General features: G+C 42.0%; 23 protein-coding genes. 8 read left to right on the top strand and 15 right to left on the bottom strand.

What is annotated here, in order from left to right:
• Nucleotides 1–13 precede the first annotated feature (13 nt).
• From AC2D3N_RS06785 to AC2D3N_RS06795, 3 genes are all read right to left on the bottom strand, one after another.
• On the bottom strand, nt 14–652 hold the full coding sequence (locus AC2D3N_RS06785) for a helix-turn-helix domain-containing protein (RefSeq protein WP_079679400.1): 639 nt from the start codon (nt 650–652) through the stop codon (nt 14–16).
• A 41-nt stretch (nt 653–693) separates the two neighbouring features.
• Nucleotides 694–1,200, bottom strand: a complete 507-nt coding sequence (gene dps, locus AC2D3N_RS06790; RefSeq protein WP_079679399.1) for a DNA starvation/stationary phase protection protein Dps — start codon at nt 1,198–1,200, stop codon at nt 694–696.
• 105 nt (nt 1,201–1,305) lie between these two features.
• Nucleotides 1,306–1,566, bottom strand: a complete 261-nt coding sequence (locus AC2D3N_RS06795) for a ParB N-terminal domain-containing protein (protein ID WP_079679397.1) — start codon at nt 1,564–1,566, stop codon at nt 1,306–1,308.
• 234 nt (nt 1,567–1,800) lie between these two features.
• On the opposite strand from AC2D3N_RS06795, the gene murI reads away from it, so the two are divergent.
• Both murI and sds read left to right on the top strand, forming a co-directional pair.
• On the top strand, nt 1,801–2,631 hold the full coding sequence (murI, locus tag AC2D3N_RS06800) for a glutamate racemase (protein WP_079679395.1): 831 nt from the start codon (nt 1,801–1,803) through the stop codon (nt 2,629–2,631).
• 913 nt (nt 2,632–3,544) lie between these two features.
• Nucleotides 3,545–4,516: a solanesyl diphosphate synthase gene (sds, locus tag AC2D3N_RS06805; protein WP_079679393.1), complete on the top strand. Its 972-nt coding sequence runs from the start codon at nt 3,545–3,547 to the stop codon at nt 4,514–4,516.
• 74 nt (nt 4,517–4,590) lie between these two features.
• On the opposite strand, the gene AC2D3N_RS06810 is transcribed toward sds, so the two are convergent.
• Nucleotides 4,591–5,352, bottom strand: a complete 762-nt coding sequence (locus tag AC2D3N_RS06810; protein ID WP_079679392.1) for a metal ABC transporter ATP-binding protein — start codon at nt 5,350–5,352, stop codon at nt 4,591–4,593.
• Nucleotides 5,353–5,443: 91 nt separating this feature from the next.
• Between AC2D3N_RS06810 and AC2D3N_RS06815 the strand changes: the two genes are divergently transcribed.
• Nucleotides 5,444–6,412, top strand: coding sequence for a metal ABC transporter solute-binding protein, Zn/Mn family (locus AC2D3N_RS06815; RefSeq protein WP_079679607.1), 969 nt, complete (start codon nt 5,444–5,446; stop codon nt 6,410–6,412).
• Between the two features lie 133 nt (nt 6,413–6,545).
• On the opposite strand, the gene AC2D3N_RS06820 is transcribed toward AC2D3N_RS06815, so the two are convergent.
• From AC2D3N_RS06820 to AC2D3N_RS06830, 3 genes are all read right to left on the bottom strand, one after another.
• A complete protein-coding gene (locus AC2D3N_RS06820; protein WP_484693166.1) occupies nt 6,546–8,504 on the bottom strand; it encodes a CHASE2 domain-containing protein in 1,959 nt (652 codons plus the stop codon).
• 16 nt (nt 8,505–8,520) lie between these two features.
• Nucleotides 8,521–9,351, bottom strand: a complete 831-nt coding sequence (locus AC2D3N_RS06825; protein WP_234996691.1) for a DUF928 domain-containing protein — start codon at nt 9,349–9,351, stop codon at nt 8,521–8,523.
• A 142-nt stretch (nt 9,352–9,493) separates the two neighbouring features.
• A complete protein-coding gene (locus tag AC2D3N_RS06830) occupies nt 9,494–12,040 on the bottom strand; it encodes a CHAT domain-containing protein (RefSeq protein WP_484693167.1) in 2,547 nt (848 codons plus the stop codon).
• 111 nt (nt 12,041–12,151) lie between these two features.
• Between AC2D3N_RS06830 and AC2D3N_RS06835 the strand changes: the two genes are divergently transcribed.
• Both AC2D3N_RS06835 and AC2D3N_RS06840 read left to right on the top strand, forming a co-directional pair.
• A complete protein-coding gene (locus tag AC2D3N_RS06835; RefSeq protein WP_484693168.1) occupies nt 12,152–13,138 on the top strand; it encodes an NAD-dependent epimerase in 987 nt (328 codons plus the stop codon).
• A gap of 196 nt (nt 13,139–13,334) precedes the next feature.
• On the top strand, nt 13,335–14,456 hold the full coding sequence (locus AC2D3N_RS06840) for a site-2 protease family protein (RefSeq protein WP_484693169.1): 1,122 nt from the start codon (nt 13,335–13,337) through the stop codon (nt 14,454–14,456).
• A gap of 88 nt (nt 14,457–14,544) precedes the next feature.
• On the opposite strand, the gene AC2D3N_RS06845 is transcribed toward AC2D3N_RS06840, so the two are convergent.
• The 3 genes from AC2D3N_RS06845 to AC2D3N_RS06855 all read right to left on the bottom strand — a co-directional run bounded on the left by AC2D3N_RS06845 (nt 14,545) and on the right by AC2D3N_RS06855 (nt 17,086).
• Nucleotides 14,545–15,102 carry a hypothetical protein gene (locus AC2D3N_RS06845; RefSeq protein WP_484693170.1) on the bottom strand — a complete coding sequence of 186 codons (558 nt, stop codon included), beginning with the start codon at nt 15,100–15,102 and terminating at the stop codon, nt 14,545–14,547.
• 131 nt (nt 15,103–15,233) lie between these two features.
• Nucleotides 15,234–15,854 (bottom strand): L,D-transpeptidase, encoded by a 621-nt coding sequence (locus AC2D3N_RS06850; RefSeq protein WP_079679375.1) that lies wholly within the window; start codon nt 15,852–15,854, stop codon nt 15,234–15,236.
• Nucleotides 15,855–15,979: 125 nt separating this feature from the next.
• Nucleotides 15,980–17,086, bottom strand: coding sequence for a tetratricopeptide repeat protein (locus AC2D3N_RS06855; RefSeq protein ID WP_144017751.1), 1,107 nt, complete (start codon nt 17,084–17,086; stop codon nt 15,980–15,982).
• 161 nt (nt 17,087–17,247) lie between these two features.
• Between AC2D3N_RS06855 and rsmA the strand changes: the two genes are divergently transcribed.
• From rsmA to AC2D3N_RS06870, 3 genes are all read left to right on the top strand, one after another.
• Nucleotides 17,248–18,084, top strand: coding sequence for a 16S rRNA (adenine(1518)-N(6)/adenine(1519)-N(6))-dimethyltransferase RsmA (gene rsmA / locus AC2D3N_RS06860; RefSeq protein ID WP_079679372.1), 837 nt, complete (start codon nt 17,248–17,250; stop codon nt 18,082–18,084).
• A gap of 75 nt (nt 18,085–18,159) precedes the next feature.
• Nucleotides 18,160–19,107, top strand: coding sequence for a 4-(cytidine 5'-diphospho)-2-C-methyl-D-erythritol kinase (gene ispE / locus AC2D3N_RS06865; protein ID WP_484693171.1), 948 nt, complete (start codon nt 18,160–18,162; stop codon nt 19,105–19,107).
• 3 nt (nt 19,108–19,110) lie between these two features.
• Nucleotides 19,111–19,446, top strand: a complete 336-nt coding sequence (locus AC2D3N_RS06870; RefSeq protein ID WP_079679368.1) for a DUF3082 domain-containing protein — start codon at nt 19,111–19,113, stop codon at nt 19,444–19,446.
• A gap of 38 nt (nt 19,447–19,484) precedes the next feature.
• Here AC2D3N_RS06870 and AC2D3N_RS06875 read toward each other — a convergent pair whose 3' ends face one another.
• The 5 genes from AC2D3N_RS06875 to AC2D3N_RS06895 form a co-directional block, all read right to left on the bottom strand.
• Nucleotides 19,485–21,959 (bottom strand): HD family phosphohydrolase, encoded by a 2,475-nt coding sequence (locus tag AC2D3N_RS06875; RefSeq protein WP_484693172.1) that lies wholly within the window; start codon nt 21,957–21,959, stop codon nt 19,485–19,487.
• 69 nt (nt 21,960–22,028) lie between these two features.
• A complete protein-coding gene (locus tag AC2D3N_RS06880) occupies nt 22,029–23,012 on the bottom strand; it encodes an ADP-ribosylglycohydrolase family protein (protein ID WP_484693173.1) in 984 nt (327 codons plus the stop codon).
• Nucleotides 23,009–23,470 (bottom strand): type II 3-dehydroquinate dehydratase, encoded by a 462-nt coding sequence (aroQ, locus tag AC2D3N_RS06885; RefSeq protein WP_079679362.1) that lies wholly within the window; start codon nt 23,468–23,470, stop codon nt 23,009–23,011. The genes AC2D3N_RS06880 and aroQ overlap by 4 nt, the downstream gene beginning before the upstream one ends.
• 30 nt (nt 23,471–23,500) lie before the next feature.
• Nucleotides 23,501–23,638: a hypothetical protein gene (locus tag AC2D3N_RS06890; RefSeq protein ID WP_197046423.1), complete on the bottom strand. Its 138-nt coding sequence runs from the start codon at nt 23,636–23,638 to the stop codon at nt 23,501–23,503.
• A 508-nt stretch (nt 23,639–24,146) separates the two neighbouring features.
• Nucleotides 24,147–25,403 carry a competence/damage-inducible protein A gene (locus tag AC2D3N_RS06895; protein ID WP_484693174.1) on the bottom strand — a complete coding sequence of 419 codons (1,257 nt, stop codon included), beginning with the start codon at nt 25,401–25,403 and terminating at the stop codon, nt 24,147–24,149.
• Nucleotides 25,404–25,466: the final 63 nt, after the last annotated feature.

Consider the following 25,466-nt stretch of genomic DNA (forward strand, 5'->3'; position numbering starts at 1 on the left):
AACTTGAACAGGCCTATACTGGACTGACCTTAGCGCGATAGAGCAGTTTACTTCCCTGTCGGTATCCAGTATATCGCACAATCACCGGTTCTCCGGGTTGAGCCGTTCCCTCCAAAAGCTGGTGAAGATGGGGATCATAAGCAACTTCTGCCCCAACAGGTGCGATCGCTTCTACTCCCCATTCTCCCATAAGCTGTTCCACCGGACTTACAAAGCGTAATAATTTGACCGCCGGGAGTTGGGGATTTTCTTGAACTCGATAGACCACCGTTGGCCATTGTAAGAGCCAAGACTCCAAGGTGTGCAGACTTTCCCGTTTCCATTCCTCCAGCAATACAGAACGTTGCTGTTCCATCTGGGTTTGTAAGTGTTGATATTCCTGTGCCAAATTCCCTGGAGAGGCTTTTTCTTCATCTGGGACAGCACCCGCAGCAAACACCGATAGGAGTTCGGTCAGGGAAATCTTTAAACCCTGGCTAATTTTCAGCAAAATACCCACAGGGGTTTGCAGCGCCAGTCCCCGTCGCAGTCGAATAATCTGTAACGGGGAAACCCCAGCATTTTGACTGAGTTCTTCTAAGCTAGAAACCCCCGCCCGTTGCATTAATTCCTGCAATTGGGAAGTACAATCAGGCAACGCAGATTCACTCATTTTAATTTTTAGTTCACGAGTTATCTGCCATTGACGGCTCTTTAATTGCCTTGTAAATGGGATTCTAAGAACCACAAGCGCTGATCAATGGCGCGGGAAATTCCAGTATACAAATCGGTGGTATCCGCGTCGCCCAATGCGCTTGTTTTATCAATGGCTTCTCGAACTATTTTGCCATAAGGAGCATAGCGATCGGCTAAAGCCACTACATAATCTTTATCATTAGCGAGATCCAAGGGAAATTCAGGTAAAATTGTATCGGCAACCGCCATCCGAGCCGTTCCCATGGCTGTCCCTCCCAAAGCCGTCGCTCGTTCCGCAATTAAATCCACATATCCTTCTAATTCCGTTGCCATTTCATCAAACAGCAAATGCAACTGATAGAAATTAATCCCTTTGACATTCCAGTGGGCTTGTTTGACTTGGGTTTTTAAGTCTAATGTTGTCGCTAAACTGTAATTAAGAATCTCAATAATTTTGGCGCGGGTGGCTTCGGGTAAATCAATTCGAGTTGCATAAAGACGTTGTTTACGATTTGTTGTTACCATGATTAAAAAAGCTCCTTTAAAGGTTTTATTGGATGAATAGAAAATTTCAAAACAGACAGGAAACTAGGGGTACTATATCGGATTTTAAACCTTTCTAAATCTACCTCAAGCCAGATGTTTTTGCAGAATAGAACGGGGCGCTTTTCGCACATTACAGCGAATGGTTTCTAATCCTAATTTTGTACAGGCTTCATAGCGATGACAGCCAGAAAATCCATAATATTCCCCCTCGACTTCTAAAACATCAATCGGTTCTTGCAACCCAATTTCTTGAATCGATTGCATTAATAGTTCTACTTTAGCTTGATCAGTCTGCCGGGGCAGGGGACGACGAATCTGCCGGAGAGGAATTTCTTTAACCTGCATGGAGTCTATTCTCCTTGTTCTTGTCTTTTTAGATCATACTCGTAATGACTTCGACTTACAACCCATGGATCTCAAAAATTGAGCCGTTGGGTTTCCGGCATCGGTGATTGAATCGCGAGAAGTAATGCAGTAGGGTAGGTCGGGGCAAGGATACTTGGCTTTAAACCGTCGATAGACTTGACAACTGAGCTATCCACCCTCGATAAAAGACAATCAAAGACAGATTTTTAACCCATGACAACGGACAATCGACAAAAAAGAATCGCAATATTTGATAGTGGTGTGGGGGGATTAACGGTTTTAAGGGAACTGTACCGCCAACTTCCGAATGAATCCGTTCTTTACTTTGGAGATACGGCGCACTTGCCCTATGGAACCCGTTCACGAGAGGAAATCTTGCAGTTTGTCCGTCCGATTATTCTTTGGGCGATGCAACAGGACGCCAAAATGATTCTCATGGCCTGTAATACCAGTTCCGCCCTGGCCTTAGAAACAGTTCAAGATGAATTTGATATCCCCATACTAGGACTTATTCTTCCGGGTGCTCAAGCAGCAGTTCGACAAGGAAAACGGATTGGAGTAATTGCCACCCCCGCCACGGCCGCCAGTAATGCCTACCGCCATGCGATTCAAGAAACCGATCCGTCGGTTCAGGTTTGGCAAGTGGGGTGTCCAGAATTTGTTCCCCTCATTGAACAAAACCGAATTCATGATCCTTATACCTATCAAGTGGCACGGGAATATTTAACTCCGTTAATTCAGCAGCAAATTGATACTCTGATTTATGGCTGTACCCATTATCCTCATTTAGCCCCGGTGTTGCGCTCAATCCTTCCGGCTCAGGTTCGGTTGGTTGACCCGGCGGTTTCTTTAGTTAAAGCTACTGCTAAGGAATTAGAACTATTAGGAATGCAGAACACCCAGTCTCCTAAACCGACGCGGTTTTGTGTGAGTGGCTGCCCTCAACAGTTTGCCGATCTTTCGGTGCAGTGGTTGGGATTTACTCCCGCAGTAGAAGCCACCACCTTACCCACGATGGAACCCGTAACCGTCAGTAATCAGTAATCAGTTATCGACCATCCGGAAAACGGTGGCGCGGCGAGGAATCACCGCACTTCTAGGGCGGTGAGGATGTCAACAAATTACACTGACACCGTAATGGGCGAGGAGACCTCGCCCCTACGATCAGGAGATGTTTGTCGTATACTTAGCAAGGGCTAAGAGTAAATAAATCATTAAAACATAACCCGCGGCCAGGAGCGGGATGGTTAAAGGCATATCGTTATAGAACATCATGAGTCAGCCCGAAGAAATAGGAGGAGGAGCATCACAGAAGTTTAAGACCCGCTACATCAGGTCAACACGCGATCGCTAACGCCTGCGCTCTTGATGACCCACAAATAGAAAATCTCCGAGGGAAATTCTCATTTCCCCGAAATATTGCTTATACCGAAACTCAGCAGAGGATTCCCTACTTTAAAACCCAGGATTCTCTCATCAAACCCTAAATAGAGACTCCCCTCACCGATATTGTGGACAGCCTAATGACCAGAATGAAGTTAGAAGCTCGTCGAGAAGTCCTAACGGCTATCCTTAAGCCAATAGATTAATTAGGTGGCGATAGATTCTCCTGAACCCAGTCGCTAGACCTGTTGTCCCTAATGTATAGAATTCCTTAAACTCCTGCTTCCAAGATAACATAAAAATTAGAGAATGGAGGCTATTCACGGAAATTTTTTTCAGTATTTAATCCGCCCACCGAGCCTAAAAAATAGAGTAGGGGAAAGGGGGCGCAAAAGCACCAGAAGCGACCTTTTTAAAGGGTTAACGGTGTTTAAATTTTTGAGGACTGCTTCCGGCTACGGAGAGTTCTCGATACAATATTTTAGCAAAAATGCGATCCCCTGAGCCGAAACAGCTTAGAATCAGACTATAATATGTAAAATTTTGTTAACTCAATGCCTGAGTTGGCTAATCCATGACATCGCAAACTTTTTTATTTTCGCCAGTTGAAGCAGACCTGCGGCAGTTAACCGATAACTTAAAACAGCTTGTCGGTGCACGACATCCGATTTTGTATGCCGCCGCAGAACACCTGTTTAGTGTCAAAGGGAAACGGGTACGTCCTGCGATTGTCCTGTTAATTTCCCGAATGACAATGCCCGATCAAAATATTACCCTCAAGCACCGGAGGTTAGCAGAAATCACGGAAATGATCCATACCGCCAGTCTTGTCCATGATGATGTCGTGGACGATTCTGAAATGCGTCGGGGAGTTCCAACGGTTCATAGTTTGTTTAATAACCGAGTTGCGGTATTAGCAGGAGACTTTCTCTTTGCCCAATCTTCTTGGTATTTAGCCAATTTGGATAACCTGGAAGTGGTGAAATTGTTGTCCCAGGTGATTATGAATTTAGCAGAAGGAGAAATTCAACAGGGTCTGAATCGGTTTGATACAGGGTTATCCATTGAAGCCTACCTAGAAAAAAGTTATTATAAAACGGCTTCTTTGATTGCCAATAGTTCTAAAGCCGCAGGTGTTTTGAGTGAAGTTTCTCCGCAACAAACCGAAGATTTATATAACTATGGTCGTTATCTAGGTTTAGCCTTTCAAATTGTTGATGATATTTTGGATTTTACGGGTTTAACCGAGGAATTAGGGAAACCCGCAGCGTCTGATCTCAAAAGTGGAAATTTAACTGCACCCACCCTTTATGCTTTAGAAGAAAAACCCTACCTGGAAACTTTAATTGAGCGGGAATTTACTGCTGATGGAGATTTAGAACAGGCTTTGACCTTAATTAAAGATAGCTCCGGGATTCAACGCTCTAGGGAATTAGCCTCTTATCATGCCCAACAAGCGGTCAAGTATTTGGAATCTTTTCAAACTTGTGAATCTCGACAGGCGTTAATTGGTTTAGCAGATTATGTTTTAAGTCGGCTGTATTAAAAGGAGTTGACAGTTGACTGATGACAGTTAACTGTTAACTAACAAGGCAGTTATTGTTTGCATCCCGAAATCAATTAAGCTACATTTTCAGAAAAGAAAAATACCTTTCCGCCATAGGCTTGTTGTAGATAATCTTCTTTCAAAACTTGTTGACGATTGCCCATAGCAATGACTTCTTGATTGAGAAGAACCAAATCATCAAAATTAACAATGGATTCCCCCAAATCATGGTTAATCACAATTACAATTTTACCCGATTCGGCTAACTCTCGAAATAAACTAAAAATCACCGCTTCGGTTTTTTGATCAATCCCGACAAAGGGTTCATCAAAACAAAAAATCTCCGCTTCCTGGGCTAAAGATCGGGCTAAAAATACACGCTGTTGTTGACCGCCCGACAGTTGACCAATGGGGCGATGTTTATATTCAACCATTCCTACCCTTTCTAACGCTTGGGTGGCGATGCGACGACTGACTCCAGAAAAAGGACGCAACCACCCGGTTTTCCGCACTCTCCCCATCATCACAATATCCCAAACTGTTGCTGGATAGTTCCAGTCAATTTGCGATCGCTGAGGAACATAGGCGACCCGTTGACGTTGCTGAATTAGGGGTTTTCCGTCATAGACCACCGCACCCTTACCCATTGGAATTAACCCCAACATCGCCTTCATTAAGGTACTTTTCCCCGCCCCATTCGGCCCAATAATCCCGGTTAGTCGTCTGGGTTGGATGTTTAAACAGATATCTCGCAATGCTTCTACCCCGCGATAGTTGACGCTAAGGTGGTCGATAGTTAAGGCTGGGTTAGGATGGGGGAAGTCTATAATGTTCATCGGCGTTTGCTGTGTTTTTTATTCCCTTTTGGGGGAGGATGATGTTTCTAGTCTATCATGAAAATGAAAAGATTATGAAAATCATAAAATGATGTTGCCAATAATTGCTCAAAAGTCCTTTTCTATAAGGTTTAGGGGTATTTTTTTCGGGATTCTGTTAACGGGATTAAGTAGTTGTACTCAAGGGAAAACCGACCTTTCTGTTAATAGCAATCAACCAAAAGTAGTATCAACCAGTACAATTATTGCTGATTTAACTGAACAAATTGCTGGGGATGAAATTGAACATCTAGGAATTTTAAAGCCGGGTACAGATCCCCATGTTTATGAACCTGTTCCTCAAGATAGTATTGCTTTAGAAAAGGCGGATTTAATTTTTTATAATGGTTATAATTTAGAACCGGGATTAATTAAGTTAATTAGGGCGGCGGGAACTCAAGGAAAAAAAGTGGCTGTGGGGGAGGTAGTTAAACCTTTGGATTTTCAATATAAAGGACAAAAACAACCCGATCCTCATGTTTGGGGAACGGCTAAAAATGCTATTTTAATGGCGAATAAAATTAGGGATGAGTTGATTATTTTATCTCCTGAAGATCGGGAGATTTTCAATAAAAATGCAGCAAAATTGACACGGGAGTTAACTCAATTAGATACTTGGATTCAAGAACAAATCGCAACTATTCCCCCTAAAAATAGAAAGTTAGTGACAACCCATGATGCGTTTCAATATTATGCCCATGACTATAAATTAGAGGTTATTGGTACATTAATTGGGATTAGTACGGAAGAACAACCGAGTGCAAAAACTGTTAAAACTTTAGCGAGTTCGATTCAACAAGCGGGAGTTCCAGCTATTTTTGCGGAAACCACTATTAACCCGCAATTAATTACAACGGTTGCGGAAGAATCGGGAGTTAAATTAGCTCCAGAGCAGTTATATTCTGATTCGATTGGAATTCCAGGAAGTGCGGGAGAAACCTATATTAAAATGTTGGTTAAAAATACTAAAACTATTGTGGAAGCATTGGGGGGAAAATATACTCCTTTTAATCCTAATTAAAAGTTTGTTGTTGCGCTTCAGCGCAATCTTTATGAGGGCACTGAAGCACAACAACAAATGTTTTTGGTTGTTGGGATGAACACTCTGATCAAGAGTGCGCTGAAGCGCAACAACGGGCAACAACGCCATAATTTTAATCATTCAGGACTTGATAAATATTAATTAACTGTTGACGTCCATGTAATTGAACCCGACCAACATAACAGGTAGGAAACCTACTATCAATTTGTTTATGGGTTTCTTCATTAATTAATATCCGACAGATTCCTTGATTATAAAACGATTTATCATAACTTTCTAAGCGAGCCGCAATATTAACACTATCCCCTAAAGTTGTGTATTCCATTCGTTGAGAACTTCCTAAACTTCCGGTTACGACAATTCCGGTCGCAATCCCAATTCTCATAGAAATTATGGGTTGATTTTGTTGTTTCCAATGTTGATTTAGAGAGCGCAATTTTTCCCCCATTGCTAAAGCACAGGATACCGCCGATGTGGCATCTTGAGCAATTTCTTGATCGGAATTTCTAGGAATAGGAACTCCAAAAACCGCCATCACAGCATCCCCCATAAATTTATCCACAACTCCATCATGTTCAAACACAGTATTAGCCATAGCATTCATATATTCATTTAACCAACCCATTAACATAGCTGGTTCCATTTGTTCAGCAATGGTACTAAATCCTCTAATATCAGTAAATAGGACAGTAGCAATCATTTTCTGTCCCATGATTTGACCTTTTTCTAATAAATCCTCTCGATTTTGCCAAATTGTTTCGGCAATTTTAGGAGTCACATAACGTTGAAATAAAGTCATTACCATTTTCCGGTCTTGACGTTCAACATTAGCAATATAAGCTGTGACCACCATTCCCGAACTAACTAATGCTAATAGAGGAGAAATTAAGGGGAGCCACCATCCACTTAAAAAAGCCCAGTAGGAAATCAGAATTAAACTCCCGGTCGCTAAAATCAAACAATAGGCAGTCCAACGGGTTCCCCCATAAACCCAGCCTAAGCTACTTCCTAAAGTTGACCAAACAAATACCCAAAACCACTCCATTCGATCTGACCAAACATAAATTAAAGGCCGTCCATCTAAGGCGCTACTAATGATTTTACTGGCAATATTGGCATGAATAATCACCCCAGGAGTTCGATCGCTGATACTAAATAAATTACTGGTATAGGGAGTAAAAAATAAATCATTTAAACTTTGAGCAAAGGGGCCAATTAATACAATTTTATTTTTAAAAAAATCTGGAGGAATTTGATTATTTAAAACCTCCGTTATCGAAATTTTATTAAAATTATCCTGCGATCCTCGATAATTTAATAGGATTTGATACCCCTTATCATCAGCACGAATATACCCCCCATCATTTTTAGTAAATCTAATGAATTCGGCTTTTCCTAATTTCACCTGATGATTTGCCGTCATTTCCGGTGTCACTCCTTGAGCTTCTAAATACATCAGAGCAACCCGCGCCCCCAAATTAAGAATTGTAGGACTATTCGGGGGTTTTATGGATAATAATGCCCGACGAATTTTGCCATCGGCATCTAAAATTAAATCCGCAGCCCCCACTTGATCTTTCTCTTTTAAGATGGGTGGGGGTTCAATAGAAGCTCGATTTTGATCCTCAACAACTTTTTCTACACCAATTAAATTGGGAGTAGTTTTAAAAACAGTAACTAAGTCCTTATTCCCTGGTTCAACGGGTAAGTTTCTATAAATATCTAAGCCAATGGCAACGGGGTGTTGTTGCTTGATTTTCTTAATTAATTTTGCTAAAATAGCATCAGGAATTGGCCATTGTCCGAGCTTTTTTAAATCCGGTTCATCAATCGTAACAATAACGATTCGAGGGTCGGGAGCTTCCAGGGGTCGCCAACGGACAAATTGATCAAAAGTTGCCCAATCTAAAAGTTGTAAAAAACCTGTACTTTGCAAGGCAATGACTGAAGCGGTTATCAATGGACTTAACCATAAATAACGGAATAACTTCAGCCCTTGCCAAGAAACTCGCATTCTTAAAGTATGAAGTCTGAAGGCGGTTTTTTTTGATTTCATAACTTCATACTGCATGGGAGTTTAACCTTAATTAATGATCAAGGGTATTTACAAATGGTTGATTGGCAATCGTTTCTAAACCAACGGATTCCAAAAGTTGTTTCCATTCTTGAGTTAAATTGCTATCGGTTGGTTGAGTTTGACGCAATTTGGCTAAGGTGGTTAAACTCTCAAACCAAATCCCATTTTCAGCATAAATTTTAGCCTGTTCCAAGGGTTTAGCTTGTTGCAATTTTGCCTTTAAGCTGGCATCGGGTTCGGTTCTTTTGATTTCCCCAGTCACAAACACAACTTTAGGTTCGGTGGTATTTTCCGCACTACAAATTACCCCAAATGACCAACGATAGGTTTGACCAACTTTTAAGGGCGGGGTGTCTTTGGGAATTTCAATACTAACAATTCCCTGTTGATCAGAAATCGCCACATTGGTTTGGTAAATGTCGTTGTTGTTTTGATCTTTCAGACTAAAAGCGGCTTTGGTTGCCGGAATTGGGGGAACATAAAAAAAGAAGGTCGGAGTTGCTGCCACCGTCAACCCTTTAATATCCGTTTGTTTGCTATTCGGCTGAGTCGAAAAAGCCGGAACTAAAGCCATTAAGGGGGGGTTGATTCCCTGGGCAACATTAGGGCATTGACCGCGAGAACCTCCCCCGGCGGTGCGGCTGGGCATTCCTTCCCCGGCTGGGGGTTCAAAAGCCATACTGATTCGGATGCCCTCAGCACTGTTAGGCTGGGCGATAACAGACAGTTGGGGAACAAAAGCTCCTCCCACAAGGGTAAGGAGAGACAGGCTAATCCAATGTTGGTGCAAATGTTTCCGAGGCATAAAAGTATAAGTCTCCAAAGAATACCAATAAATCATGGAATCAGATTCAACGGGACTGGTCTGAGATGAATTTGTCCCGGGTGATGCACTAATATTTTAATTTTATCAAAAACCTATCTAAAAACCAGGATAGCAAACGCAATTAAATCTTTAATAACCTACGGTCAGAGTCACAAATTCACTGCCAATTTCCTACTAAAACAAAGGGAGCCCAATAATAGGGATCTTGATATTCAGGCTGCTGTAACAGTTTTAACTGGGCTTGGCGCAGGGCTTGGGATTTAGTGACTTGGGGCCGTATTAATTCTTGATAGAATTGTGCCATCAAGGAGGCGGTGGAGGTATCATTAACTTGCCATAAGGTCGCCAAGGTACTCCGCGCCCCCGAACGCACGGCTACCCCCGCTAACCCTAAAGCGGCTCGTTGATCTCCGGTGGCGGTTTCGCAGGCACTCAAAACCAGTAATTCCACAGGGTTTTGTTCTCCGGGTTGGCGACTACGAAGCAGATAATCTAAATCTTTAACATTAATTCGACTTTCCCAAGTTAATAAAAATGTATCTTCGGCTTTAGAACTAAATTGTCCATGGGTGGCTAAATGTACGATAGGAAAGGCGTTTTTTTGAATTTGTTGTTCAACGGCATCCCGGGTAAATTGTTGATTCAATAAAACTTTTGTGGGAATATTTTCCTGAATTTGTTGAATTTCCGAGGCAACCGCAGGTAAGGCGGAAAATCCTTGGCGAGCTTCACTTAATCCGACGGTTAAGGTTTGTAGTTGATTCGGTTTTAGGGAGCGAGAAGCCAGGAGTTGTAAACCGGGGGTTAGGGCTAGATTATAGTTTTCAACGAGATATTTTTTACCATCATATAGGGCAGCCATGGGGATATTCCGCAGGGAACCATCTAAGACAAAAACCAAGGTTTTAATCGAATTATTTTTGAGATCCTGTTCGGCTGAACGAATCAGCCATTCATAAACCTGTTGAGATAATTCTATCCGCTCTTTTGTGGAAAAAATCGGTTGGAAAGATAGTCGTAATTTCCGCAGGATATTTTCAACTTGTTCTTGAGGAATTGTGGTGGAATACTGTTGTAAGGGTTTACCAGGAATTGAGATAATTACTTCTAATCGATTCGCTAAAATAATCGGATAAATTACGGCGGCTTGGGAATCGATTTGATCAATTTGTTGGGGTTTAATTTTTTGATCTAAACAGGCTTCTTGGAAAAAGTTATCGAGTTCTGCGACCTGTAGGGATTCTATCAGTTCCCGGGCGATTTTCAGGTTTTCCTGGGTGGGAGATTGTAAAATTAAATCGACTAATTCTCGATAGACAGGTTCCACACTTTCCCGAAAGGAAAACTGCACATTTTGGTCAATGGATACTAGGTCTTTTCTCAGGGATTTTAGGTTATTAACGGCTTCTGTATAGGCGGTGATCGCTTCGTTTTTGTGATTTTGTTGTTTGAGCAGTCTTCCTAACTGCCATTGCCATTGATAGGCAATATCGGAGGCATTAATAGATTGGGCAATTAGCAATGCTTTTTCCGTTAACTCTTGGGCTTTTAAGGGTTGTTGATTTTGTTCATAAAACTTGCCCAAACTTCCTAATGCGTAGGATTCTGCTCGCAAATCCTGTAGATTTTTAGCATCTTGAATTGCCGTATTAATCAGGGCAATCACTTCAGAAAAATTACCCTCTGATTTTTTTTCAGCTTTGATTAAATAATTACTAAAATTAACTTTAGCATAAATTGAACTCCGACTGACGGGAACTTGTGGCAGAAAAGATTGAATTTGATTTGACAAAGTTTCAGCTTCCGTTTGTTTGTTTAAGTCAATCAGTAAACTATATTGATTAATTAGGGCTTGGATTTTTCCCGAGGCATCGGGAGCAATTTTGGTGGCATTTTGATAATAGTTTAAAGCCAGATCCAAATTATTTTGACTGCGATTAAGATTGGCTAAACTCAAATAAACTTGACTTAATAACTGCCAGTTATTTAAGGTTTTAGCTAATTCTAAACTTTGTTTTAAAACCTTTTCAGAAGTTGTTAAATCTCCCACCTGTTTTAAGGTATTTCCCAAACTCAATAAAGCCGTTGCTTTAATTAAAGAATCCGGTTGCAATTTTAGATTTTCGTTGACTTCTGTTAAGGTTTTTAAAGATTGTCGATAAAGTCCTAAACTTTGTAAAGCAATTGATTGATTAATTTGATTGGTAATTTTTCCTAACCAATTTCCTGCTTCAGCATAGAGTTTAAAGGCTTGTTTCCAGGTTTTAATAGCTTGTTCAGGCTGTCCTGTTGTTAGTTGTAATTGACCTTGAATATCTAAGATTTGAGCTAGAATTAAAGGTTGTTTAGAAAAAGATGAATCCTGAATCAATCCCAAACTTTCTTCCAGGGTTTTTTCAGCTTTCTGCCATTGTCCTAATTGCTGAAAGACCAAAGAGAGGTTACTTAAAGCGATCGCTTGATTCACCCGATCTCCCTGTTGAGAAAAACCTAAAATTGCCCGTTGTAAAATTTCAGCCGCGTCAATATATTGTCCCTGATTGTAATATTGTTTTCCCTGTTGAAATAAAGCCGTTGTATCCTGGGTATTATTTTGAACAATAGTGTTATTTGTTGGCGGTTGAAAATTGCCCAAATTCAGGGTAAAATTATTGAATAATACAATGGGTAAAATTCCTAAACTCATTAAACCTTTATTTAACATAATTAACCTCTTTCTCTATTTCCCGTTCTCTGCTATACTACAATAATGAATTGATTCTAACAGGATCAGTTATTGTTTTTCTTTTCGTTATTGAAGTTTATATGGGGAAAAATGGCTAACTTATTAGTGACCGGGGTGGCGGGATTTATTGGATTTCACCTGTGTCAACGTTTGTTAGACCGAGGGGACACCATCATCGGAATTGATAATCTCAGTGATTATTATGATGTTTCTCTGAAACAAGCCCGTTTAGAACAGTTAAAAAACCGAACAGGATTTTCCTTTCAAAAACTAGATTTAGCGGATAGAGAGGGAATCAATCAGTTATTTGTTCAGGGAAATTTTGAACAAGTTGCCCATCTTGCTGCCCAAGCCGGGGTAAGATATTCTTTAAAAAATCCCTATGCTTATATTAATAGTAACCTAGTGGGATTTCTTAATATTTTAGAAGGGTGTCGCTATTCCCCAATTAAACATTTAGTTTATGCGTCTTCCAGTTCCGTTTATGGGGCAAATAAAAAAATACCGTTTTCAGTAGAAGATAATGTAGATTATCCGATTAGTTTATATGCAGCAACCAAAAAATCTAATGAATTAATCGCCCACAGCTACAGTCATTTATATCATATTCCGATGACAGGATTACGATTTTTCACTGTTTATGGGCCTTGGTATCGTCCTGATATGGCGATGTTTATTTTCACCAAAGCCATTCTCGAAGAAAAACCCATTGATGTGTTTAACTATGGCAAAATGCAGCGGGATTTTACCTATATTGACGATATCGTAGAAGGAGTAATTAGAACATTAGATAGAATTCCCCAATCCGGTGAAAACCCACATACAAACGCACCCTATAAACTTTATAATATTGGGAATAATCAACCGATTGAATTATTACATTTGATTGAAGTCTTAGAAACGGCATTGGGTAAACCCGCAATCAAAAATTTCATGCCCATTCAACCTGGAGATGTCCCGATAACCTATGCGGATGTCGATGCTTTAATTCAAGATATCAACTTTCAACCCAATACTTCTATAGAAGTCGGAGTCCAACGCTTTGTAGAATGGTATCGCTCCTATTATCAGGTTTGAAAATAGCATTTTTAGGGTAAAATAGGGAATCACGGAAACTATTTCTTTGGGTTACTGATAGAGGAAAACCGTACTTGATAGGTTGGTATATACAACCTAGAGGAGATTGCCAAGTTTGTTTACAATTCGTTACAATAGGTTTATAAAAGACCAGAGGTTGAATCTACTTCTGGATAATTAATAAGAGGTAGCCAACATGAATGGCTCTATTCGCGTCGGTAATTTATTCGGTATCCCATTTTATATTAACCTTTCTTGGTTTCTGATTCTGGGATTAATGACCCTCAGTTATGGGGGGAATTTGGGGTCTCAATTTCCCCAATTAGGTTTAGGACTGTCATTATTTCTCGGATTAATTGCCGCATTACTCCTATTTGCTTCGGTTTTAGCCCATGAATTAGGACATAGTTTTGTAGCAATCAAACAAGGAATTCAGGTTAAATCTATTACGTTATTTTTATTTGGGGGATTAGCCGGGTTAGACCAAGAAGCGAAAACACCCGCCGGGGCTTTTTGGATTGCCATTGCCGGGCCTTTAGTCAGTTTATTATTATTTTTGGGGTTGCATTTTATTGGCTCCTATTTGATAGTAACGGGTGCTTTATCGGCTTTAGTAAATCTTTTAGCTTATGTTAATTTAGCCTTAGCGGTCTTTAATTTAATTCCTGGTTTACCCCTTGATGGTGGGAATATTCTCAAGGCGTTGGTTTGGAAAATTACCGGGAATCAATATCAGGGGACTATCTTTGCCAGTCGGGCGGGTCAAGGATTAGGTTTAATCGGAATTTCCTTGGGATTTTTACCTCTGTTAACCTCCGGTGGGTCTCCTAATTTCTGGACAATTTTGATTGGGTGGTTTGTATTTAGTAATGCCGGGATTTTAGCCAAAGATGCCAAGCTGCGGAATAAATTATCGGGTTTTACCGCCGAGGATGCTTTAGTGAATCAAAATTCCGTGGTTTCTCAAGACATTTCATTAAGAAACTTTGTCAATGATTATATTATTGGGAAACCTGCAATTCAACAATTTTTAGTCATCAATGAAGTAGGCAAATTAGTCGGTCAAATTAGCGGAGATGACCTTAAACTTATTCCCACCGCGCAATGGCCGTTAACTCATATTGAAACAGTCATGAAACCCGTTGAATTCACAACAATCATTGATGCTAAACAATCCCTATTAGAAGTCGTGAATTTACTGGAACAACAACAGTTAAATGAAGTCCCAGTTGTTCGGAATGGGGTGTTAGTGGGGTTTATTGAAAAAGCATCAATTCGTCGTCTGTTAGATGAATCTTTGCAAGCTAATCCCGCTTAGATATTAACCGATTTATCATCGTCATTGTAGGGGCGAGGTTTTCTCGCCCTTATATTTATCACCAATCATTTAGGATTGCTATAGGGATCTAAAGTAACCAAGTGCTATCAGAAAAATCCTCACCGGAAACGGGTTGAGATGTGGAAGAATAGGGACGACGGGCTAATGGATGGGCTTTGGGTTTTTCGATCGCTTTCGGGGGCAAAGGTAAAGGTTGAGCTTTAGGTTCCAAGGCTGTTTTCAACGATTCATTTTCTTGTTTTAGGGTTTTTAATTCCGCAATTAATTTAGAATTCACCTCAGATAATTGTAAGGCTGCATCTTGAGCTTTTTGTAATTTTCCTTTTAAATCCGCTTCTTGAATTTCAGTTTTCATCCGAGCAATAAATTGATTTCTGTCGTTTAATTCCGCTTGTAATTGTAATACTTTTTCTTGAAGCGATCGCTCTTGATTTTGAACCGTTTCTAAAGCCGATTTCAACTCAACAATTTTCTCCTCTAAGTCCGGTTGTATCACCGATGTTGTAGGTGAGGCGGTTGATTCAGTCACCACCACACTTTCATTCGGGACAATTTCCACTTCAGCCGTTGAACTTTTTTCCGTTTCCTGGCGTACCATATCGGAAAGACGTTTCCGCACCATCATTCTTCCCCTTGAATGAGTATTGATTTCCAAATCATAACCCTAATCTGCCCTTGAGAGACAATAAAAAAAGGAATCAGGAGAGACTTTAACATTCCCTGATTCCCCAAAATCTCAATAATATCTAAACTAGATTAAGGTTCAACAATAACCGGAGTTCCGACATCAACCTGTTCAAATAAGGCAACAACATCCTCATTTCGCATCCGCACACAGCCATGGGAAGCCGCCTGTCCGATGGAGTTTACCGTGGGGGTGCCATGGAATCCAATCGAATCTTTTCCATCTGTCCAGAAGCCAATCCAACGCAATCCCAAGGCTGTATTTGGCCCGGGAGAACGGACTTCTCCCGTCCAGGGATCTTGCCAAACCGGGTTTTCAATTTTTTGCATGACTTTAAAATTCCCGGTTGGGGTTTCCCATCCCTCTTTCCCCACTGCCACCGGATAACTGGCAATCACCTGTTCTCCTTGATAGAGATAAACCCGGCGCTGACCTAACCGTAAAATTACACGCTTGGGCTGTTCTAAGGAGGGCAAAAACAAGCCCGGGTTATCCAAGGGGGGAACCATGGGGTTGAGGGACTGACTCGGAATAATCGGCATGGGGGTAGAGGAAGCCGCACTCAGGGTTTCCGTGGCAGGGGCGGTTTGGGCGGTACCGGGTTGCTGTCCCCCTAAAAATAACGTGGCTATTGCGATACCAGCGCTAATCAAATATTGAGATAAACTTTGAGCGCTGACTTTGATGGTCATATTTGACTCCTCACTTAGAAATAATATTTAGTATTTACAAAATACGACTGGGTAAAAATCAAACTGTTCCTTAATTGAAAAGTATCATAGCAGGGCAGCAGCGAGTTACTGCCCCGGTTTTCTATTTACTTTTTCTTTTGCAATTCCTTTAAGGCAGCTTGGGCTTTTTGCACCCCTTCAGTATTTCCTTGTTGTTGATAAAGTTCCAGGGCTTTTTGGAAAAATGTGATCGCCTGTGACTCCCGACTTCCCCGACCTTTGAGGGCCATTCCCATATTAAAGTGGGCTCCGGCATCCTCGGGATTATTTTCAATCACCCGACGATAACTAATAATTGCCCCGACATAATCTTCTTTCGCCAGTTGAATTTCCCCTAACGCTGCATTGGCTGCCATCAGGGTCGGTTTTAAGGCTAAAGCCCGTTCATAGGCTTGGCTGGCGGCTTCAAAGTTCTGTTCCACCTTGAAAATTTCACCGATTTGGAATTGCACATCGCCATCCCGGGGGGCGAGTTGGGCGGCTTTTTCAAAGGCTGCAATTCCACCATTGCGATCACCATATTTGAGTAAAGCAGCACCCAATTTAATCTGGATACTGGCTTCATTCGGGGCTAACATCTCCGCCTGTTGTAGCACTTCTAAAGCCTTCATTACATTCTCTTGCTTCAGAAACGCCATGCCCATGGCGGAATAGGCTTGCCAATTCCTCGGATCAACGGTCAGGAGGGTTTGATAGGCTCGGATTGCCCCGGCATAGTCCCCTTTGCGAAATAGGGTGGCTGCTAATCCCTGGTGAGCTTGGATATTGTCTCGTTTGAGCATTGTGGCTCGACGATAGGCGTCCGCCGCCGCATCATATTGTTGTAAATTGGCGAGGGTAAACCCTAAACCGTACTGAAAATCAGCATTATTGGGTTCTAGGATTAAGGCGTTTTGATAATATTGGGCTGCTACTTGGAAGTTACCGCGTAATGCTTCTAGGTAGGCAATCCCAGAATAAATTTTCGGGTTTCTAGGATCTAAAGTAACGGCCTGGGTATAGATGCTAATGGCATTTTCCACATCTCCCGAATCCACCAACTTCCGACCCTGTTCTAACAAATCATTAAGCTGTTTGTTAGCTTGGGGGTTGGCTTGAGCTACAATTTCCGTAGCTTGAGCAATTTGGGGTGTACTTATGGCAATCACAGCCATAAATACACTACTGATTAATAATTGAGTTCGATTTGACACGGCCTATTTTGTGTGAGAAGTTGAGCGAGTTGTCACAGGAGTTCCTAACCGATGGTTAGGGGTGAAATTGATACTGACATACTTCGGGCCATTTGTGAAGCTATCCGGTTGATCGGATTTCCCCATTCGTAATTCGTAATTCCTTTTATTTAATTATTTATATGCGATCGCCCCAACCCCGCAAACAATTCGCTCAACATTGGTTACGCAGTGAAAAAGCCCTGAGTAAAATTGTTAAATCTGCCCTATTATCCCCATCGGATTGTCTCTTGGAAATTGGCCCAGGAACTGGGATTTTAACCACGCAATTATTATCGGTAGCTCGGTCGGTTGTGGCGGTGGAAATTGATCGGGATTTATCTCAAAATCTAGTTAAAAGATTCGGTAATCGGGATAATTTTTTATTACTAGAAGGGGATATTTTGACCTTAGATATTCAGGGTCAACTCCAGGGTTTTCCTAAGTTTCAAAATCCGAATAAAGTCGTTGCCAATATTCCCTATAATATTACTGGGCCGATTGTTGAACAATTGTTAGGAACGATTTCTGAGCCTAATCCTCACCCTTATGAATTAATTGTCCTGTTAGTTCAAAAAGAAGTCGCCCAACGAATCACGGCCAATGCTGGGTCTAAAACCTTTGGGGCGTTGTCGGTGCGAGTCCAATATTTGGCTAACTGTGAATATATCTGTGATGTCCCCGCCAAGGCCTTTTATCCAGCCCCAAAAGTCGATTCTGCGGTGTTGCGTTTAAGTCCCCGTGCCATTGCCCATCCCGCCACCAACCCCCAATATTTGGAAACCTTACTCAAATTAGGATTTTCCAGTAAACGAAAAATGTTAAGAAATAATTTACAAAGTGTGATCAGTCGAGATCAATTAACCCAATTACTGGAACAATTAGAGATTAACCCCCAAGTTCGCGCCGAAGACCTCAGCGTTGAACAATGGGTTAATTTAGCTAACTTGATGGAAATAACGGATTTAGTCACTGATTAAAAACAGTCTATCTATTTCCTTCCCCCCTGTAGAGACGTGCCACGGCGCGTCTATCTATCCTAATTCCGAATAAAAATGCGTTCCTATTCTTTAATTGCTCCGGCAAAAATCAACCTTTACTTAGAGATTATAGGCGATCGCCCCGACGGATATCACGAACTGGCGATGGTGTTACAAAGTATCAGTTTAGCTGATCAAATTGATATTCAATCGATTGGAATTGACACCATTAGTGTCCGTTGTGATCATGCAGAAGTTCCTAATGATCACACCAATTTAGCCTATCGAGCGGCGGCGTTATTAGCTAAACAATTCCCCGAGGCCATGGCACAATTTGGGGGAGTAGAAATTAACATTAAAAAAAATATTCCCATTGCCGCAGGGTTAGCCGGAGGTTCCACCGATGCAGCGGCGGTTTTAGTAGGTTTAGATCTGATGTGGCAATTGGGCTTAACTCAAAGCGAATTAGAAGTATTAGGGGCTCAAATTGGTTCCGATGTTCCCTTTTGTATTCAAGGAGGAACAGCCTTAGCTACCGGACGGGGGGAAGAACTTTCTCCCCTGAAAAATTTAGATCATTTGTATGTGGTTTTAGCCAAATATCGGAACTTGGGAATTTCTACGATTTGGGCCTATAAAACCTATCGTCAACAGTTTAGCCAGACCTATATTTCCCAAGCTGAAGATTTAGAAACTCGTCAACACCGAGTCCATTCGGGGCCAATGGTTTCTGCCATTATGCACGGAAAGGGCGCGGAAATTGGTAAATTACTGCACAATGATTTAGAGAAAGTTGCCTTACCCGAACATCCCCAAGTCCTGGAACTGCGACAAGCCTTTGAGTCCCAGGGGGTTCTGGGAACCATGATGTCCGGTTCCGGGCCAACGGTTTTCGCCTTAACCGAATCTGAAGCCGAAGCATTACGGGTTTTAGAAGCAGTTAAAACCCAAATAGCTAACCCGGAATTAGAGTTTTGGACTGCAAAATTTGTCTCCACTGGTATTCGTTTAGCCCAATTATAAACCATGACTCAAAATACTCCTAAAACCTCCGAAATTTCCTCAAAAACGGATTCAGTTAATTTATTCCGTTGTATTAGTAATGCGGGGATTTATGCCGCCATTGCCTTCGGTCTTTATAATTTAACCCATAATATTTCTGGAAAGTTTGCAGCCAAACCTATCCATTCTGAGAATTTTACCGTGATTCAAATGTCAGCAGCCGTTCGGACTCTGGTGGTTGGTGTATTGACGATGGGAACGGTTTTATTTTCTTTCCTGGCTGTAGGATTAATCGGATTAGCTTTTTATGTTAGTATTCAACGATTAATTAAACCTAAGATTCCTTCCTCTAATGGTTGAAAAATAGTATAGAAGGGAACAGGGAATAGGGAATAAGATTATCGACAACTGAGTGCGGCTTTTGGATAAGCAATCCGTTTATGATTAACTTGTTCCCAAACCCGCACAAAGATTTCAGCAATTTTTGCCATTTCTGCCCGGGTTAAACCCGAATCAATTAATTGATTATCTTGCCATCTAGCCTTTAATATTTTATTCACCATATTTAATGCTTCTTCGTGGGTGGCATCTTTGAGCGATCGCAATGCCGCCTCACAGGAATCTGCTAACATGACAATACCCGTTTCTTTCGATTGGGGAATCGGCCCATCATAGCGAAAATCATCTTCCCGGACTTCCAATTCAGGATTTTCTTTAGCCAGTTGTTGGGCGTGATAATAGAAATAGGCAATCTGCATACTGCCTTGATGTTCAGGAATAAACGCTTGAATTGCTTTGGGTAAACGATATTTTTTCGCCATTACTAACCCCTCACTAACGTGCTTTTTAATAATTTTGGCACTTTCCCAAGGGTCATCAATCGTATCATGTTTATTCGTTCCCCCCATTTGATTTTCAATAAATCCTAAAGGGTCGTGCATTTTTCCAATATCATGATATAAAGTTCCCGTTCTGACTAATTCCACATTACAGCCCAATTCTTGAGCGGCGGCTTCGGCTAAAGTTGCCACAAACATTGTATGTTGAAACGTTCCAGGCGCTACGGTCGCTAATTTTTTTAATAACGGTCGATTGGGATTTGCTAACTCCGCTAATCGAATCGGGGTAATTAAATCAAACAGATGTTCTAAATAGGGACTTAACCCCAAGGCAACAATACTCCAAGCCACTCCTTCTAATACTTGTAATCCCACAATCTTGAGCATGATATACCAAATTGATCCGGCCGTGGCACTCGCCATCAAATTAAAAATTAAGTAAACAGCACCTTGAGCAATTCCCACCTCTAATCCTAGTAACGCTAATTCTTCTCGACTCCGAGATTGTCCCGCCAAAAGACTTCCGACTAATCCCCCTACAACACTTGCTAACAAATGAAAGCTATCAATTTCCATCCCAATCGGCAATAAAATTGAAAGTAAACCCACAACCGTTACCCCCACAGCCGAGCCATAAAAACTGCCCACCAATAACCCCACCGCAGGTAAATTAATCAGAGGTAATTTCAACAAAATAATAATCGGCGTACTCAGGGTTAGCAGTAATAATAAAAGCCGATCTCGACGACGTAAGCCCCGATGAAATCTCCACTCAACCAATAAAACAATTCCAACTCCGGCACTAACTAACCCCACTAACTTAATTAATCCTTTTGAATTAATTCCCCGTTCACTCAAACCAAAATAATCCAGTAAGACAAAATCCCGTTGAGTAATTTTTTGTCCTTTGTTAACAATAACTTCTCCCTTATTAATATTGACTAAAACAGGTTCAATTTTTTGTGCAACCAACTCTGCTCGACGACGGGTGGCTTCGGGATCTTTAACTAAATTTGCTTTCAAAACTTGATCTAACAAATTAGTCGCAAATAATTGAGTTTCTAAAGGAATCGTATATTTAACATGGACTTCAATGGCTTTTTTCAGAATTTCATCGGGTACGCCAGGAGCAATCCCCTGGGCTAACATCTCCTCGGTAATTTGAGCAATTCCTTGTTGGGTTTGTAACCAAATTTGCTCAGACCAGCTAAAGATGGACTCGCTATAAAAGACTGTTTGATCAATAGAGGATTCCTGAGAAAAGGCATTTAATGATGCGGCATATTGCCAACGGGCTTGGGTCACATCGGATAATAATTGTGAAAATTCAACCGGGGTGGTTCCCTGACGGTAAGCCTGTAATTGTGTGAGGGTGTGTTGGCGAATTTCGACTAAATTGGCTTCTTGCCAATCGGTAAATTTTGTCGGGTTTTTTTTATTTGGAGTTTTTGGTGGGGTAGTTGAGGGAATTTGTACACTCACCTGTTCAACTTGGGCGATTAAATCTTGCCATTCTCGTTCTGGAACCCCGCGCAAGTAATGCTGAACTTCCGTGGATAAAATTCCCGTATTCACAAATGGAAAAGGTTCGGCGATATTGCGGATAGATGTCCCCTGGGCTAATACCTTTTGAATGGTTTGCTCAATATCTTGATTAACGGCACCGTCAATCACTAAAACGGGAATGGCACCAATTTCAGAGGCTTTGCGTTTTTCATCGGTGGTTTTCAGGTCAGGAACACTGGCATCCCAGGGGGCGTTAATGGTTTCCTCGGCAATGCGACCGACATCTAATTTGGGTTGGTTGTAAAATCGAACGCCGATAACGCTGGTTAGGGAAACCACACTCACCAGGAAAAAGCTTGGACTGGTGAGGGAACTAAATTTTTTTTTGACTTTTCGGGGTTGACGATTTAACAATGAAGGGTTGGAACCAGATAGCTTCGTGGGTGAAGGCTGTGTAGGAGGCGAGGCGAAATGGGCGCGGCGACAAAGCCGTTCAATCTGTTGCGTCAGACTATGGAGCGTATTCATCTGCTTGGAAACTAGATCAAGGGGTTTAGCAGCCGTTTGAATTTAATTGTATAGTATTGCTTTGAGTTTTTAAGGAAAGCCAGTGACCATTGGTTTGAAAGGGCGATATATCCCTGACCAAAGGGCAAACAGATTCTGAGCCAACTGTAGCAGTTCTTCCTGGGTGGGGTTGAGTTTTACAGGATTATTTTCGGTTTCTGGAGCAGTTGAAGGCCAAATAGAGTGGTCTTGAAACTCCAAACGCCATTTGACTGGAATTGCGATTAAGCCCTGATAGGCACCGGATAAAGCCCCACTAATGGCTGCGGTGATTTCAGGGTGGTATCTGGTTTGTAGCGATCTCAAAACCGTTAAAGAATAGTCTTCTGGGGTGCTGAGGAAACAATAGAAGCCCAGGGCTAAGGCCGTCCAATTCTGTGGATCAAAATCGGTCGGAATAGTCGGTTGAGGAGAACGACTCAGTTTTGGGGTCTGGGTCAGTTGACGAACGGCCGTTTCCAAGCTGGCTTTTTGCTGTAGGAGGGTTTGAACTTGGTCTAATTGAGCCGTTAAAGCGGATTCGGTAGGTAACAGCTTTAACAAATTGGGAATGAGTTGGGGGAGTTCTGGATTTTGAGTTAGGGTCTGTGCGATCGCAACCGCCATGACCAAAACCCCATCCCAGACACTGGCAAACTGTTCCGGGCTATTCGATCTTAACTTTTGTAAGCAACTCAAATTATCGTGAAAAAATAAAGCCAGTGGAAAGCCAACAACAGCCACCTCACTGCCTGAATTTAACCCCTGGGGCAATGCGATCGCGGGTTTTTGAGATATTTCCAATTTTCGAGGTTCTTCCCTCTGGTTCGTTACTAACGACCAGTAATCAAGGGGATGAAATCCCTGATGTTGAATTAAGCTTTGAGCGAGTCCGGGAATCAGTCCCCCCCCATTTAGGGACGAACCGGGAGATCGGGTTTCAGACCCGAGTTTCATCAGTTGACCCAACCGATAACCAAGGACTATTCCTAGAAAAGACCCTTGAAATTGGCCAGATAGTGAATAGGGTTTCATGGAGAGGATTCTAAAGGTTTTTGCCCCTGCAAATGATGAACCAAAGCCTGTAGTCCCAAGCGGTAACTTTCTGCTCCAAATCCACTAATTTGTCCAATCGCCACTGCTGCAATGAAAGAATGATGCCGGAACGCTTCTCGACGGTAAATATTGCTTAGATGTACTTCAACGGTCGGAATTCCGACTCCTGAGATAGCATCTCGCAGGGCAATACTGGTGTGAGTATAGGCTCCGGCATTAATTAACAAGCCCTGGTGTTGCCCGAATGCGGAGTGTATTGCATCCACCAAAACCCCTTCGTGGTTAGACTGGATGATCGAGAGTTTAACCAGGAGTAACTGAGCTTCCTGTTCCAACAATCGATTAATTCCTTCTAACGTTGTTTTCCCGTAAATTTCGGGTTCTCGCTGACCCAAGAGATTCAGATTGGGGCCATGCAATACTAAAAGACTTAGCAACGGAGTAACCTTAATCAAATGTTAAATTAACTACCTCCGACGGCGGGGCTCATCCACGGGTACAGGAATTGGCTCTGCTTCGGGTTGAGTCGCCGGGCCCAATAGGGCATCAATAAGCTCCCGCGCCCATTCTTTTAACTTTTCCAGTATTCTATCAATGTATTCCATTGAACAAAAAGCTCCTCGCTGTAAACTAGCTACGCAACTGGACTGGGGGTTAAGGTCAACCGAATGGTTAGCCCAATCACCGCATAAAGCTGAAAACCAAGGCTTGCTATGGGTTAGCAAGTTTTATCCTTAACAGATATCTCCTCTATATTTCCTATTCTATTATATTACTCCGATTCTGGCTTAAAATTCTATAAAAGTTTCTAAAATTTTAAGCATTTGGTAATAGAACATCCTAGAATAATCTCTTTAATTTAGGGGATTTTTACAGCCCCAACCATCTCCTAGAGCCAGGGCATTTAGGATTAATTAAAAATTGGTTTGATCAGGGTCGCTAATCCGCAACTGCCTAACTCAAATAAACCTAGAGAGACACTGTACTAGCTTCATCTTAACAATTTTGGCAATTATGATTAGGCATGATATTGAACAATACCACCTCCAGCATAACGAATCTTTACAAATTTAGGCAATAGCTTGACAATTTCTTGTTTCCCCCAACCATTCATTAACCCTTACCGATCAGATGACGACGCAGAAGGTCGAGAGCCGTACTGCTACTGACCCGCCGTATCCAGTCCCGACTCCGTTTTTCCCCAAAACGACATTCCAGACTCTCTACCTGGCCCTGGGGCGTCGCTAAACCAATGTAAACCAGTCCGACGGGTTTGGTCGCTGTCCCTCCCCCTGGCCCGGCAATCCCGGTAATACTTAAACCCCAAGTGGTTTGTAGGAGATTTTTTACACCGATGGCCATTTGTTCGGCGACGACCGCACTCACGGCCCCGTGTTCGGCTAAATCATCGGGGTTGACCTGGAGGACAGCAGCCTTCACCCGATTATTATAGGCAATTACACCGCCTAGAAAATATTCAGAACTGCCGGGAATTTGGGTCAGGATGTGTCCTAAACCTCCTCCAGTACAGGATTCTGCCACACTCAAGGTGGCTTGATGTTGTTGCAATAATTCCCCCACCACCGAGGCTAGGGTTTGATCATTTGCCCCATAACAATCGAGTCCAGAAATTTCTCGGAGTTGGGTTTCAATGGGGGTAATTAATTGTTGAGCAATTTCTGGAGAGTCGGCCCGGGCAGAAATTCTTAATTTCACCTCTCCATGATTAGCATAGGGGGCAACGGTGGGATTTTTTAGATCTAGGAAATCAGCGGCTTTTTCGGCCAAAGTGGATTCGGCTATGCCCCAAAATTTTAGGGTACAACTTTGAATAATTCCTTGACACCAACCCTGATTTTTCAGATAGGGAATTGCCACATCTGACCACATTTGATAGAGTTCGGCGGGAACCCCTGGAAAGGTTAAAATTGTCAGCCCATCTCCCCTGGGTTTCCAGATAATTCCCGGTGCAGTTCCAGTTAAGTTAGCCAGAATTTCTGCCCCTTGAGGAATTAGGGCTTGTTTGCGATTACTCGCCGACATTACCCGTCCCCGTTGATTAAATTTTTGAGTGATATCTGCAATAATTTCCGGTCTTTCTATCAGGGGAAATCCAAAAAAATCAGCGATGGTTTCAACGGTTAAATCATCAGGAGTCGGCCCCAAACCTCCGGTAAAAATCAATAATTGAGAGCGTTCAGAGGCGATCGCAATTACTTTTTTTAGGCGTTCTCGATTATCTCCGACGACACTTTGATAATAATGGGGAATGCCTAATTGAGCCAATTGTTGCCCTAAAAACTGAGCATTGCTATTGAGAATATCACCCAGAAGCAGTTCCGTACCGACACAAATAATTTCAGCAACCATATTTTCTCTAAAAATTGTAGGATTCAAAGGTTAGTTTGGATTTAATCTAAAGCTAGGGGTGAG

This window comes from Planktothrix sp. PLAVEN19ND (assembly GCF_057220675.1).